Source organism: Paralimibaculum aggregatum (assembly GCF_030270585.1).
GTDB lineage: Bacteria > Pseudomonadota > Alphaproteobacteria > Rhodobacterales > Rhodobacteraceae > Thermohalobaculum > Thermohalobaculum aggregatum.
Map to the genome: position 1 here is coordinate 76,484 of NZ_BSYI01000011.1, position 12,547 is coordinate 89,030.

The 12,547-nt window shown below is 69.8% G+C and carries 12 protein-coding genes; all 12 read left to right on the forward strand.

Annotation, left to right across the window (positions count from 1 at the left end):
* Window positions 1–31 precede the first annotated feature (31 nt).
* The 12 genes from QSJ97_RS08685 (at window position 32) to QSJ97_RS08740 (ending at window position 12,374) form a co-directional block, all read left to right on the forward strand.
* Window positions 32–964 (forward strand): hypothetical protein, encoded by a 933-nt coding sequence (locus QSJ97_RS08685; protein WP_285671329.1) that lies wholly within the window; start codon window positions 32–34, stop codon window positions 962–964.
* Window positions 965–1,087: 123 nt separating this feature from the next.
* Window positions 1,088–2,620, forward strand: coding sequence for an acyl-CoA carboxylase subunit beta (locus QSJ97_RS08690; protein ID WP_285671330.1), 1,533 nt, complete (start codon window positions 1,088–1,090; stop codon window positions 2,618–2,620).
* 48 nt (window positions 2,621–2,668) lie between these two features.
* Complete coding sequence (locus QSJ97_RS08695) at window positions 2,669–2,857, forward strand: hypothetical protein (RefSeq protein ID WP_285671331.1); 189 nt, start codon at window positions 2,669–2,671, stop codon at window positions 2,855–2,857.
* Window positions 2,858–3,107: 250 nt separating this feature from the next.
* Entirely contained in the window at window positions 3,108–3,671 is a 564-nt protein-coding gene (locus tag QSJ97_RS08700; protein ID WP_285671333.1) for a RidA family protein, read from the forward strand.
* Window positions 3,672–3,786: 115 nt separating this feature from the next.
* On the forward strand, window positions 3,787–4,026 hold the full coding sequence (locus QSJ97_RS08705) for a hypothetical protein (RefSeq protein ID WP_285671334.1): 240 nt from the start codon (window positions 3,787–3,789) through the stop codon (window positions 4,024–4,026).
* Between the two features lie 81 nt (window positions 4,027–4,107).
* Window positions 4,108–4,395 carry a hypothetical protein gene (locus tag QSJ97_RS08710; RefSeq protein ID WP_285671335.1) on the forward strand — a complete coding sequence of 96 codons (288 nt, stop codon included), beginning with the start codon at window positions 4,108–4,110 and terminating at the stop codon, window positions 4,393–4,395.
* A 74-nt stretch (window positions 4,396–4,469) separates the two neighbouring features.
* Window positions 4,470–4,976 carry a hypothetical protein gene (locus QSJ97_RS08715; protein ID WP_285671336.1) on the forward strand — a complete coding sequence of 169 codons (507 nt, stop codon included), beginning with the start codon at window positions 4,470–4,472 and terminating at the stop codon, window positions 4,974–4,976.
* Window positions 4,977–5,267: 291 nt separating this feature from the next.
* Entirely contained in the window at window positions 5,268–7,370 is a 2,103-nt protein-coding gene (locus QSJ97_RS08720; RefSeq protein ID WP_285671337.1) for an acetyl-CoA carboxylase biotin carboxylase subunit, read from the forward strand.
* Window positions 7,367–8,377, forward strand: coding sequence for a nitroreductase family protein (locus QSJ97_RS08725; RefSeq protein ID WP_285671338.1), 1,011 nt, complete (start codon window positions 7,367–7,369; stop codon window positions 8,375–8,377). Before QSJ97_RS08720 ends, QSJ97_RS08725 begins: the two co-directional genes overlap by 4 nt.
* Window positions 8,378–8,689: 312 nt before the next feature.
* Complete coding sequence (gene scpA, locus QSJ97_RS08730) at window positions 8,690–10,843, forward strand: methylmalonyl-CoA mutase (protein ID WP_285671339.1); 2,154 nt, start codon at window positions 8,690–8,692, stop codon at window positions 10,841–10,843.
* A gap of 233 nt (window positions 10,844–11,076) precedes the next feature.
* Window positions 11,077–11,463, forward strand: coding sequence for a hypothetical protein (locus QSJ97_RS08735; protein ID WP_285671340.1), 387 nt, complete (start codon window positions 11,077–11,079; stop codon window positions 11,461–11,463).
* Window positions 11,448–12,374, forward strand: coding sequence for a ketopantoate reductase family protein (locus QSJ97_RS08740; protein WP_285671341.1), 927 nt, complete (start codon window positions 11,448–11,450; stop codon window positions 12,372–12,374). Before QSJ97_RS08735 ends, QSJ97_RS08740 begins: the two co-directional genes overlap by 16 nt.
* Window positions 12,375–12,547: the final 173 nt, after the last annotated feature.

Here is a 12,547-nt window from a genome sequence, read left to right on the forward strand (position 1 = left end):
TGCGGCAACCCACCTGCCGAGCTATGCATCCATGAACTTCGGCTTCTCGCCGCCGAAGATTCCGATCCAGATGCAGGCGGCGCTGGCGGCCGGCATGGGCAATTCCACGCGGCTCGACATGGCGATTTCCGCCTGGATGGGCTCGGTGACGCTGCCGAGCCTGACCATGTCGGCCGGACCGCTGCTGCAGATGAACCTCGCGCTCGGGATGTTCGACCTGTTCGACCTGCCGAAGCTCAAGCTCCAGCTCGAGATGGCGATCACCAGCTTCGCCAAGCATGTCTGGCCGCATCTTTCCTTCCTGGCACGGATCAACCTCAAGGCGGTGCTCCAGCTCGCCGCGATCGCCCGCCTGCAGCTCGCCCTCGACGGGCTCAAGATCAACCTCGCCGCGACGCTCGGCTCCGGCGCCCCGACCAGCATCTCCGCCCGCGCCAAGTTCGCGCTCACGCCGCCGCAGATCAAGATGGGCCAGATGCTGCTGGCGCTGCCCATCGCGCTGAAGTTCCAGGAGACGCTCGGCAGCTTCGGCCACATGAAGTCGCATTTCTCGGCGATGGCGAAGATGCAGCTCGCGCTGCCGAAATTCGCGATCTCGATCCCGCTGATGATGAAGCTCGCCCTCGCGCTCGAGGCGATCGCCACGATCAAGGCGGCCTTCGGCGCCGATGCCATGACCCCTGCCGGCCTCAGCAGGATCGCCGCACGGCTCCGGCTCTACATGGGGCTGCCGCTGCCGAGCCCGCTGCCGCCGCTCGCGCTGGCCGCCAAGCTGCCGGCGCTGCCAACGCTCGACAGCCTGAAGATCGCCGCCAGCTCCGGCCCCTCGAGCTTCCGCCTGCAGCTCCCGAGCATCCCCATCATGGCCCAGATCAATGCGATGATGGCGATCAAGGCCACCCTGCCGATCGAGATTCCGATCAATGCCTGCGGCGCTGGCGCCTGCCCGCTCGGCGGGACCTGAGGGCACCCCGGCGCCGCGTGCCGTTGCCGCAGCGGCATGGCTGGGGGCTTTCCAAGCCCGGCTCTCTGCGCCAGAAGGAACGAGCCGCGGCAGCGGCCAACGATCCCCAGCGCGGAGACGACCATGAAGGACATCCTCGAACAACTCGAAGCCCGCCGTGCCGAGGCCCGCGCCGGAGGCGGGCAGCGCCGCATCGAGGCGCAGCATGCCAAGGGCAAGCTCACCGCGCGCGAACGCATCGAGGTGCTGCTCGACCCGGACAGCTTCGAGGAGTTCGACATGTTCGTCGCCCATCGCTGCACGGATTTCGGCATGGCCGAGACCAAGATGCCGGGCGATGGCGTGGTCACCGGCTGGGGCACGATCAATGGCCGCCAGGTCTATGTCTTCAGCCAGGACTTCACCGTGTTCGGCGGTTCGCTCTCCGAGACCCATGCCGAGAAGATCTGCAAGATCATGGACATGGCGATGAAGAACGGCGCCCCGGTGATCGGGCTCAACGATTCCGGCGGCGCCCGCATCCAGGAGGGCGTGGCCTCGCTCGCCGGCTATGCCGAGGTGTTCCAGCGCAACGTCCTCGCCTCCGGCGTGATCCCGCAGATCTCGGTCATCATGGGCCCCTGCGCCGGCGGCGCGGTCTATTCCCCGGCGATGACCGACTTCATCTTCATGGTCCGCGAGAGTTCCTACATGTTCGTCACCGGGCCGGATGTGGTGAAGACCGTGACCGGCGAGATCGTCACCGCCGAGGATCTGGGCGGTGCCAAGACCCACACCTCGAAGAGCTCGGTCGCCGATGCGGCCTTCGAGAACGACGTGGAGGCGCTCGCCGAGGTCCGCCGGCTGGTCGATTTCCTGCCGCTCTCCAACAAGACCGGCGTGCCGGAGCGGCCCTTCTTCGACCAGCACGACCGGGTCGAGATGGCGCTCGACAGCCTGATCCCGGGCAACCCGAACCAGCCCTACGACATGCACGAGCTGATCCGCGCCACCGCCGACGAGGGCGACTTCTTCGAGATCCAGGCCGATTTCGCCAAGAACATGCTCACCGGCTTCGTCCGGCTCGAGGGGCGCACCGTGGGCGTGGTGGCCAACCAGCCGATGGTGCTCGCCGGCTGCCTCGACATCGACAGCTCCCGCAAGGCGGCCCGCTTCGTGCGCTTCTGCGACGCCTTCGAGATCCCGATCCTCACCTTCGTCGACGTTCCGGGCTTCCTGCCGGGCACCGGCCAGGAGCATGGCGGCGTCATCAAGCACGGTGCCAAGCTGCTCTTCGCCTATGGCGAGGCCACGGTGCCGAAGGTTACCGTGATCACCCGCAAGGCCTATGGCGGTGCCTATGACGTGATGAGCTCCAAGCATCTGCGCGGCGACATCAACTATGCCTGGCCGACCGCGGAGATCGCCGTGATGGGCGCCAAGGGCGCGACCGAGATCCTCTATCGCTCCGAGCTCGGCGATGCGGAGAAGATCGCGGCCCGCACGCAGGACTACGAGGCACGCTTCGCCAATCCCTTCGTCGCCGCCGAGCGCGGCTTCATCGACGAGGTGATCATGCCGCACTCGACCCGGCGCCGCGTCGCCCGCGCCTTTGCTGCGCTGCGCAACAAGACGCTGCAGAACCCTTGGAAAAAGCACGACAATATCCCCCTCTGACGCTACCATGGGGGCATGATCAGGCGGACGCGCAGCGAAACGGGCACGATGACGCTCGAGCCCCACCAGTACCCCAACGGGCGGTACAAGGTGGAGGTCGAGATCGAGAGCCTCGCCGAGCTCGCGCGTCTCGCTCGCATCGGCACCATCGACGGCCGCCCGATCACCGGGGTCCGCATGTCCGACCGCCCCGTCACCGACCCCGTACTGGTGCCGCCGCGGGAGATCGAGTTTTGACAAGGCAGACAGATTCTGAAAAGATCTCTCGCTGTTCTCTAAAGGTCTTGCGAGTACAAGTGTGACAAAAACAAACCGCTGGGTAGACGAAATTTACGACGCTCTTTTAGAATTTGGAGGAGCCGCAAGGTATTCCGATCTATACGAGTACATAGAAATAACCACATCGCGAAATCTACCCCGAACCTGGCAGGCAATTATTCGGAGAACAATAGAAGATCATTCGAGCGATTCCGCCAACTTTAGAGGTGTGGACAAATTCAAACACGTTGATCGCGGATTCTGGGCAATCCGAGGAGTAGAGATCACGCTGGACGCACTCGATGAACTTGAAAAATTCACCCCAAAGGAGAGAGTAGAGCGCACACTGAGCCGTTCTCAAGATGCTATTGGCACCATTCCAGTTTCAGATGAGCTGAAATACGGCCCTACTTTCCACATGATCCCAACCGGCCCGCGGCCGGTGGCGCCGTTCTCCCATGCGGTGGAATCCGATGGCTGGGTGATTCTCACCGGGCAGATGCCGACCGATCCGGCGGCCCCGGACGCGCCCCTGCCCGAGGGCATCGAGGCACAGACCGAACGCGTGCTGGCCAATCTCGAACTGGTGCTCGCGGGCCTCGGCCTCGACCGCAGCCACATCCTGCAATGCCGCGCCTATCTCACCCGGTTCGAGCGGGATTACGCCGCCTTCAACGAGACTTACCGCAGCTTCTTCCCGGCGGACAGACTGCCCGCGCGCACAACCGTGGGGGTCACCGCCCTTGCCGTCGGCGCGCTGGTGGAGATCGACTGCATCGCCCGCCGCCCCTGACCGCGGCCCCGCCGCTGCGGCGGAAATTCCTTCGCAACACGATTTTTTTGCCTTCCGCCGACGGAAACCGCCCCATCCGCGTTATTGTAGGGCAGACCTTACGGGGAGAGACCTCATGCGGATCAAGACAATCGCCCTTGCGGGCCTGATGACCCTGGGCCTCGGCGCCTGCCACTACTACGGACCCGGCTATCCGGTGCGGGCTGCGGCCGGCGCGGTCGTCGGCGCCACCGTCGGCGCGGTCGCGGGCGCCGCGATCGGGGCCGCCACCGGCGGTTACCACTATGGCCCCTACTACGGCTATTACGGCCCGCGCCGGCCCTATTACCGCCGCGGCTACTACCGCCACTGGTAAGCCCCGCCCGCCCCCGGCGCCGGAGGCCAGCGACAACCGCGCCTCTGGCCAAGCCGGGGGCGCGGGATATATCCTCAGCCCATGACAGGGCATCCCTCCCAGCGGCCGCCGCGCGGCCACGGCACCGACCCCAACCGGCTGATCCGCTATGTCGGGCTGGCCGCGCTGGAGGGCGTGATCGCGGGCTGGATCTTCCTGATGGTGCTGCTCCGGATGGATATCGGCGGCCTCGGCTCGCTGGTCGAGGGCAGCGCCGATGCCGCCATGGCGCTCGTCATCCTGCTGATGTCCTTCGGCGTGACCTTCGGCTTCGTGGGCATTGCCTGGAAGGTGATGGTCATGCTGCCCGGTCAGGCGGACCACGACTGACCCCCCGCGACTGCCCCCCGCACCCGGCGCCGATGCGCCCGTTCCCGACCTCCCCCAGACCGGACGGCTCCCCGATGACCAAAGAAATCGATCTGAATGCCCTCTTCTCCGCGCGTCGCTGGGCGAAGCGCCGGACGCCTGCGGGCGAGCGCATGGTCCGCTTCCGCTGGGCCGAGGAGCACGGCGCCGTCTGGGTGTTCTCCGCCGGGCTGGTGAGCTGGCAGGGGCTGGCGTCGCGCGCCGCCGAGAGCCGGTGGCAGGTCCCGAAGATGCCGGCGCCGGTGCCCTTCTCCTTCTGGCTCGCCACGGCCGCGCGGCAGGATGTCTGGCGCTCGCTGAAGGGCGTGCCGACACTGATGCCGGTGATCCGCGTGACGTCGGATGCCGAGGCGCGCTCCGTCTCGGTGATGCTCGGCGCGGTGATGGACCCGAAGCGCGCGAGCCCTGCCATCGAGGGGGTGCTCGAGGACATGTTCCAGCCGCGCCGGATCAATGCCTGGACGGAATGGGCTGTGCGGAATTGTCGCGCGCAGCGGCGGGGGCCGGCACCGGCGCCCGCACCGGCAGCCTCGAAAGGCTGACCCCCGCGGTAACGGCCGGGATCGGGCAGACCGGCCTTCGATGAGGAAGGCGGGCGGGCCGACCCGCCGCCGCTCGGCCCCGGCGCGGGCGACCTCTCGAGACCCCTCCGGTTACGCGGCGGCGCTTGCCGGGTCTGCAACCGGCTCGCGGCCCGCCCGCGCTCGCCCGGCCGCCCGCCTCGCGGCGTGCTGGCCCGGCGGCAGCATGTCCCTCGCCCTCGCCCGCATTTTCCGTTATCGCGGATTCCTGATCCACGACGGGGCAGCAAGAAAAGAGGGAACCAAGGCCAGATGTTCAGCAAGATCCTCATCGCCAACCGGGGCGAGATCGCCTGCCGCGTGATCAAGACGGCACGGCGCCTCGGCATCGCCACGGTGGCCGTCTACTCCGACGCCGACCGCGACGCGCTGCATGTGCAGATGGCGGACGAGGCGGTGGCAATCGGGCCGGCCCCGGCTTCCGAGAGCTATCTGGTGATCGAGAAGATCCTCGACGCCGTGCGCCAGACCGGCGCGCAGGCGGTGCATCCTGGCTATGGCTTCCTCTCCGAGAACCCCCGCTTCGCCGCTGCGCTGGAGGCCGAGGGCGTGGCGCTGATCGGCCCGCCGGCCTCGGCGATGGAGGCGATGGGCGACAAGATCACCTCGAAGAAGCTCGCGGCAGAGGCCGGCGTCTCCACCGTGCCCGGCCATATGGGCCTCATCGAGGACGCCGCGGAGGCCGCGCGGATCGCCGCCGAGATCGGCTTCCCGGTGATGATCAAGGCCAGCGCCGGCGGCGGCGGCAAGGGCATGCGCATCGCCTGGGGGCCGGAGGAGGTCGCCGAGGGCTTCCAGTCATCGAAGAACGAGGCGAGCTCCAGCTTCGGCGACGACCGGATCTTCATCGAGAAGTTCGTCACCCAGCCGCGGCATATCGAGATCCAGGTTCTGGCCGACGGCCATGGCAACACGATCTATCTGGGCGAGCGGGAATGCTCGATCCAGCGTCGCAACCAGAAGGTCATCGAGGAGGCGCCCTCGCCCTTCCTCGACGAGGCGACCCGCAAGGCCATGGGCGAGCAGGCCTGCGCGCTGGCCCGCGCGGTCGGCTACCGCTCCGCCGGCACGGTCGAGTTCATCGTCGATGGCGAGCGCAACTTCTATTTCCTCGAGATGAACACCCGGCTGCAGGTCGAGCATCCGGTGACCGAGCTGATCACCGGGGTCGATCTTGTCGAGCAGATGATCCGGGTCGCCGCCGGCGAGCCGCTCTCGCTCGCCCAGGAGGACGTGAAGCTCAACGGCTGGGCGATCGAGAGCCGGATCTATGCCGAAGACCCCTATCGCAACTTCCTGCCCTCGATCGGCCGGCTTACCCGGTATCGCCCGCCCAACGAGCGCGCCACCGAGGCCGAGGTGATCCGCAACGACACCGGCGTCTACGAGGGCGGCGAGATCTCCCGCTTCTACGACCCGATGATCGCCAAGCTCTGCTCCTGGGGACCCGACCGCGAGGCCGCCATCGAGACCATGCGCGGCGCGCTGGACGCCTTCGAGCTCGAGGGCATCGGGCACAACATCCCCTTCCTGCAGACGGTGATGGACCATCCCCGCTTCGTCTCCGGCGCCATCACCACCGCCTTCATCGCCGAGGAGTTCCCGGACGGCTTCGGCGGCGCCGAGCTGCCCGAGCCGGTACTGGCGCGCCTCGCCGCCGCCGCCGCGGCGATGATGAGCGAGCGGGTCGAGCGCGACAGCCGGATCAGCGGCCGGCTGCGCCCCGCGGCGCCGGCGCCCCGGCGGGTCTGGTCGGTCTCGCTCGGCGGGCAGAGCTACCGCGCCACGGCCACCACCGAGGCTGCCGAGATCGCGCAGGGCTATGTCAACCGCGGCGGCCGCGACTACGAGGTGACGCTGGCCGATGCCGCCGGCGGGCCCGAGCGGCGCGCCGCCTTCGAGCTCTTCTGGGATCCCGGCCAGCCGATGGCGCGGGTGCATCCCGAGCGCTATCGCGGCCACGAAGCGGTGGAGAGCTACGCTGCCCGCACCATGGATTTCGCCGAGCTGGTGGTGCGCATCGACAGCCGCGCCGAAGGCTTCCGGATGCGCTATCGCGGCGCCGACCTGATGGTCTGGGTGCGGCCCGAACGGGTTGCCGCACTGGCCGAGCTGATGCCCGAGCGCCTGCCGCCGGATACCTCGAAGATGCTGCTCTGCCCGATGCCGGGGGTGGTTGTCTCGATCGCCGTCGAGCCCGGCGAGCAGGTCGAGGCCGGCCAGGCGCTGGCCACGGTCGAGGCGATGAAGATGGAGAACGTGCTCCGCGCCGAGCGCCGCGCGGTGGTGAAATCCGTGGCCGCGGCGCCGGGGCAGAGCCTCTCGGTGGACGAGGTCATCATGGAGTTCGAGTGAGCCCCGCGGCAGGGCTCGCGCCCGGCGACTGGGTGGCCGCCGATGACGGGCTCACCGGCCGGCTGGTGCTCGACCTCGACGCCGGGCAGGCGCTGGCGGGCTGGTCGCTCGGCGACTGGCGCCAGCTCGGCACCGGCGTGCTCGTGGAAACGGTGCAGGCCGGCCCGGTGCATTACCCGGACCGGGCGGTGCTGCGCCCGGCCGGGCCGGAGGGGATCGCCGAGCTGATGGCGCTCCGCTTCGGCAGCGGCGGCGGCATCGAGGCAGCGGGGCTGGATCGGGCCGGGGCGGAAGCGATCCGCCGGCTGCTCGACCGCCGCGCCTGCCGGCGTTTCCGCGACGAAGCCGTTCCGGAGGGGCTGCTGCGGCTGGTGCTCGGCACGGGGCTTGCCGCGCCGTCGAAGTCGGACCTGCAGCAGGCCGACATCGTCTGGGTCCGCGACCCGGCGATTCGCGCGGACGTGACCCGCGGCTGCGGCGACTGGCTGGAGGCGGCCCCGGCAACCGTCGAGATCCTCGTGATCTGCGGCGACGGGCGCCGGCTCGCGGCGCTCCATGCCGGCGAAGCGGAGCCCTGGGCCAACGACCATTTCGACGCCCTGTTCAACGCCACCGGCGATGCCGCGATCCTGCTCTGCCAGCTGCTCACGGCGGCGGCGATGGCCGGTCTCGGCGCCTGCCCGGTGAGCGTGATGCGCAACCGCGCCGAAGCGATCTCCGATGCGCTCGGCCTGCCCGACCGGGTCTTCCCGTTTGCGGGGCTGGCGCTCGGCTGGCCGGCGGAGCCGCGCGCGCCGATCAGCCCGCGGCTGGGTCCGTCGGGCGCGCTGCATGTCGACCGCTTCGACACGGAGGGCCAGGCCGCCGCCATTGCCGCCTATGACGCACGCCGCGGCCCGGTGGCGCAGTCCCCGGCCTGGTCCGAGGCCAAGCGCAGGCAATATGCCACCGCACAGCGCACCGGCTGGGGCGAGTTTCTCAGGGGCAAGGGCTTCCGGATGGACTGAACCGGCCCCACCCGGGCCAACGCGCGGCACAGCGGCGTGGCGGCGGTGTCGGGCCCGGGCGATCGTGGGACGGCCGCCGCGCGGTCGCCGGCAGCCACGCTGACCCGCCGGTCTCCCGGCGCCTGAAACCGCCGTGATGGCCAACCCTACCGTTTCCGCTCAATATGGGGCGCCGGGCAAGGGGCCGAGCCTGCACCGCGGGCGGGACAATGCGCGTGCTTTACAAGCCGTGCCGCACTGCGGCAGGACATCGGGTCAGCCGGGGCGCCGCCAGCGGACCGCCCGAGAGATGCCCGAGCGATGGAGGACGCGATGAGCGACGCAGATGACGGCCGCGAGACCTGGCGCAGGCTCGCCGAAAAGGAACTCAAGGGCCGCGATCCGGACAGCCTGATCTGGGAGACGCCGGAGGGCATCGCCGTCAAGCCGCTCTATACCGAGGCCGACACCGCGGATCTTGCGCATCTCGGGCAGGTGCCGGGGGTCGCGCCCTTCACCCGCGGCGTGCGTGCCACGATGTATACCGGCCGGCCCTGGACGATCCGCCAGTATGCCGGCTTCTCCACCGCGGAGGAGAGCAACGCCTTCTATCGCAAGGCGCTGGCCGCCGGGCAGCAGGGCGCCTCGGTCGCCTTCGACCTCGCCACCCATCGCGGCTATGACAGCGATCATCCGCGGGTCGTCGGCGATGTCGGCAAGGCGGGCGTCGCGATCGACTCGGTCGAGGACATGAAGATCCTCTTCGACGGCATCCCGCTCGAGAAGGTCTCGGTCTCGATGACGATGAACGGCGCGGTGATCCCGGTGCTGGCCTCCTTCATCGTCGCCGGCGAGGAGCAGGGGGTGGCGCGCAGGGATCTCTCGGGCACCATCCAGAACGACATCCTCAAGGAGTTCATGGTCCGCAACACCTATATCTATCCGCCCGAGCCCTCGATGCGGATCATTGCGGACATCATCGAGTTCACCGCCGCCGAGATGCCGAAGTTCAACTCGATCTCGATCAGCGGCTACCACATGCAGGAGGCCGGCGCGAACCTGGTGCAGGAGCTCGCCTTCACGCTGGCCGACGGCAAGGAATACGTGAAGACCGCGCTCGACCGCGGCATGGACGTGGACAGGTTCGCCGGGCGGCTCTCGTTCTTCTTCGCCATCGGGATGAACTTCTTCATGGAGGTGGCGAAGCTGCGCGCCGCGCGCACCCTCTGGGCGCGGATCATGGAGGAGTTCGAGCCGAAGGACCCGCGCAGCCTGATGCTGCGCACCCATTGCCAGACCTCCGGCGTGTCGCTCGCCGAGCAGGACCCCTACAACAACGTGGTGCGCACCGCCTACGAGGCGCTGGCAGCGGTGCTCGGCGGCACCCAGAGCCTCCACACCAACAGCTTCGACGAAGCGATCGCGCTGCCGACCGAGTTTTCCGCCCGGATCGCGCGCAACACGCAGCTGATCCTGCAGCACGAGACCGGGGTGACGAAGACCGTCGATCCGCTGGCCGGCTCCTACTACATCGAGGCGCTGACCGACCAGCTCTGCAAGGAAGCCTGGGCGCTGATCGAGGAGGTCGACGGGCTCGGCGGCATGACCAAGGCGGTGGCCTCCGGCATGCCGAAGCTGCGCATCGAGGAAAGCGCCGCGCGCTGGCAGGCACGGGTGGACCGCGGCGAGGAGGTGATCGTCGGCGTCAACAAGTACCGGCTCGAGAAGGAGGACGACATCGACATCCTCCAGATCGACAACGCCAAGGTCCGCGAGGCGCAGATCGCCAAGCTGGAGAAGATCCGCGCGACCCGCGACCAGGCCGCCTGCGACGCGGCTCTGGCCGAGCTCGAGCGCCGGGCGCGGGAAGGCGGCAACCTGCTCGAGGCGGCGGTGGACGCGGCCCGTGCCCGCGCCACGGTGGGCGAGATCACCAGCGCGATGGAGAACGTCTTCGACCGGCATCGCGCGGAGATCCGCACGCTGGCAGGCGTCTATGGCAAGGCCTATGAGGGCGACGACGGCTTCGAGCGCATCCAGGGCGCGGTGGAGGCCTTCGCTGAGGAGGAGGGCCGCCGGCCGCGCATGCTGGTGGTGAAGATGGGCCAGGACGGGCACGACCGCGGCGCGAAGGTGATCGCCACCGCCTTCGCCGATATCGGCTTCGACGTGGATGTCGGCCCGCTGTTCCAGACCCCGGAGGAGGCGGCCGACGACGCCATCGACAACGACGTCCACGTGATCGGGGTCAGCTCGCAGGCCGCGGGGCATCGCACGCTCGCGCCGGCACTGGTCGAGGCGCTGAAGGCGAAGGGCGCCGGAGACATCATGGTGATCTGCGGCGGGGTGATCCCGAGCCAGGACTATGCGTTCCTGAAGCAGTCCGGCGTCAAGGCGATCTTCGGCCCGGGAACCAACATCCCCGCCGCCGCACAGGAGATCCTCGACCTGATCCGCGCCGCCCGCACCACCCGGGCGGCGGAATGACCGGCGTCGCCGCCGTGCCTGCCCCTGCATCGCCCGGCCGGACCGTGATCGCACCGGGGCGCCGCGGCATCGCCGCCCACCGGCGCCCGAACGCGCCGCGGGCCGGCCTGCCGGGGCGCTGAGCGACCCGCACCGGCGCTGGATCGTGCCCGGTGCCGCGGCAGGCGCGGTCAGGGTGCCTTGGTGCTGACCGAGGGGCGCTGCGGCAGGCCGGCGAGGCTCCGGCGCGCTGAATGCTGCGGCCGGTGATGGTACCCGGGACAGCCGGCAGGCGGCTGTTCCTCGGCATCGCGATCATCGGCGGCGACGCTCGGCCGGAGGAATCTCCTGCGGAGTTCGGCCGGCGGGTGTTGCAGAACAGCGTCGAGCGGGCGATGGTCGCCCTGCTGGTCTGGCCGGCGCCTGCCGCGCAGCTCACGCCGCGGCCTCGGGGCGTGCTGCCGGCGCGGGCCGCCGGCTTCGTCAACGCGCGGCCTGCGTTCCGGTTCGGCGACCACCGGTCCGGCCAGGCGCGGGCCTCGGCTTTGCGGCAACGATGTATCCGGGCGCGCTGGCGGCTGTCCTGGCTGCGGGCATCGCGCCCTTCGGTTGAGGAGAACACGGCATGCGGATTGCGGTGATCGGCGCCGGCGGGGTCGGCGGCTATCTGGCGGAGCGGCTGATTGAGGCCGGGAACGAGGTCGCGCTGCTTGCCCGCGGCGCACATCTGGCGGCCATCCGCGAGGGCGGGCTGGTGCTCGAGGCGCCGGACGGCAGCGAGCGCCGCGCCGTACCCGCCCTGGCCACCGACGATCCGGCGGGGCTGCCGGCCTCGGAGCTGGTGATCCTCGCGGTCAAGGGGCAGGATCTCGATGCGCTGATCCCCCGCCTCGGCACCGCGATGGGCGAGACCGGCGTGGCGCTGCCCTTCCTCAACGGGGTGGAGGCGCCGGGGCTTCTCGCCAATGCCTTCGGCCGGAACCGGGCGCTGATCGGAACCGCGCGGATCTCGGCGGTGATCGCCGCGCCGGGGCGGGTGCGTCAGGTGACCGAGCACGCCGCCTTCGCCTTCGGCGATCTTGACGGGCGCCAGGATCGGGCACCGGTGCCGGCCCTCCGCCAGGCATTCCGGGCGGCCGCGATCTCCGCGCCGGACTGCGCCGATATGCGGGTCGATCTCTGGCGGAAATTCGTGAGCCTTACGGCCATCGCCGGCGTCACGGCGGGCGCCCGGAGCGATCTCGGCACCGCCCTCGCCACCCCGGAGCTCCGCGCCCTCCTGAGCGATCTGATCGCCGAGACGGTGGCCGTCGCCACGGCCCGCGGCGTGCGGCTGCCGGCCAGCGTGGCAGCCGAGACCTTCGAGTTCCTGGCGAACCTGCCCCCGGAGATGAAGGCCTCGCTGGCGCATGACCTCGAGGCCGGCAAGGCGCTCGAGATCGACTGGCTGTCGGGTGCCGTGGCCCGGCTCGGCGCCGCCGCCGGGGTCCCGGCCCCGCGCCATGAGACCATCGCCGCGCTGCTTGCCCCACATCGCAACGGGCGTCGCTGAGCGGCGGCAGGTTCCGAAGGCGCTGCCCCTGCCCCTGCCCCGGCCGCGACCGTGACCGTGACCGCACGGCGGCATTCCGCACCGCGGCGCGCACTGGCGACGAGCCGCCAGCGAAGAGCCCCCGCGACGCGCCGGCGCACCCCGCCGGATCGGCGCGATGGCCACTATGCGCC

What these genes read in the sequence shown, in the direction of transcription:
- QSJ97_RS08685 (WP_285671329.1), top strand. Translation starts at nt 32, where the DNA reads ATGAACTTCGGCTTCTCGCCGCCGAAGATTCCGATCCAGATGCAGGCG.
- QSJ97_RS08690 (WP_285671330.1), top strand. Translation starts at nt 1,088, where the DNA reads ATGAAGGACATCCTCGAACAACTCGAAGCCCGCCGTGCCGAGGCCCGC.
- QSJ97_RS08695 (WP_285671331.1), top strand. Translation starts at nt 2,669, where the DNA reads ATGACGCTCGAGCCCCACCAGTACCCCAACGGGCGGTACAAGGTGGAG.
- QSJ97_RS08705 (WP_285671334.1), top strand. Translation starts at nt 3,787, where the DNA reads ATGCGGATCAAGACAATCGCCCTTGCGGGCCTGATGACCCTGGGCCTC.
- QSJ97_RS08710 (WP_285671335.1), top strand. Translation starts at nt 4,108, where the DNA reads ATGACAGGGCATCCCTCCCAGCGGCCGCCGCGCGGCCACGGCACCGAC.
- QSJ97_RS08715 (WP_285671336.1), top strand. Translation starts at nt 4,470, where the DNA reads ATGACCAAAGAAATCGATCTGAATGCCCTCTTCTCCGCGCGTCGCTGG.
- QSJ97_RS08720 (WP_285671337.1), top strand. Translation starts at nt 5,268, where the DNA reads ATGTTCAGCAAGATCCTCATCGCCAACCGGGGCGAGATCGCCTGCCGC.
- scpA (WP_285671339.1), top strand. Translation starts at nt 8,690, where the DNA reads ATGAGCGACGCAGATGACGGCCGCGAGACCTGGCGCAGGCTCGCCGAA.
- QSJ97_RS08735 (WP_285671340.1), top strand. Translation starts at nt 11,077, where the DNA reads ATGCTGCGGCCGGTGATGGTACCCGGGACAGCCGGCAGGCGGCTGTTC.
- QSJ97_RS08740 (WP_285671341.1), top strand. Translation starts at nt 11,448, where the DNA reads ATGCGGATTGCGGTGATCGGCGCCGGCGGGGTCGGCGGCTATCTGGCG.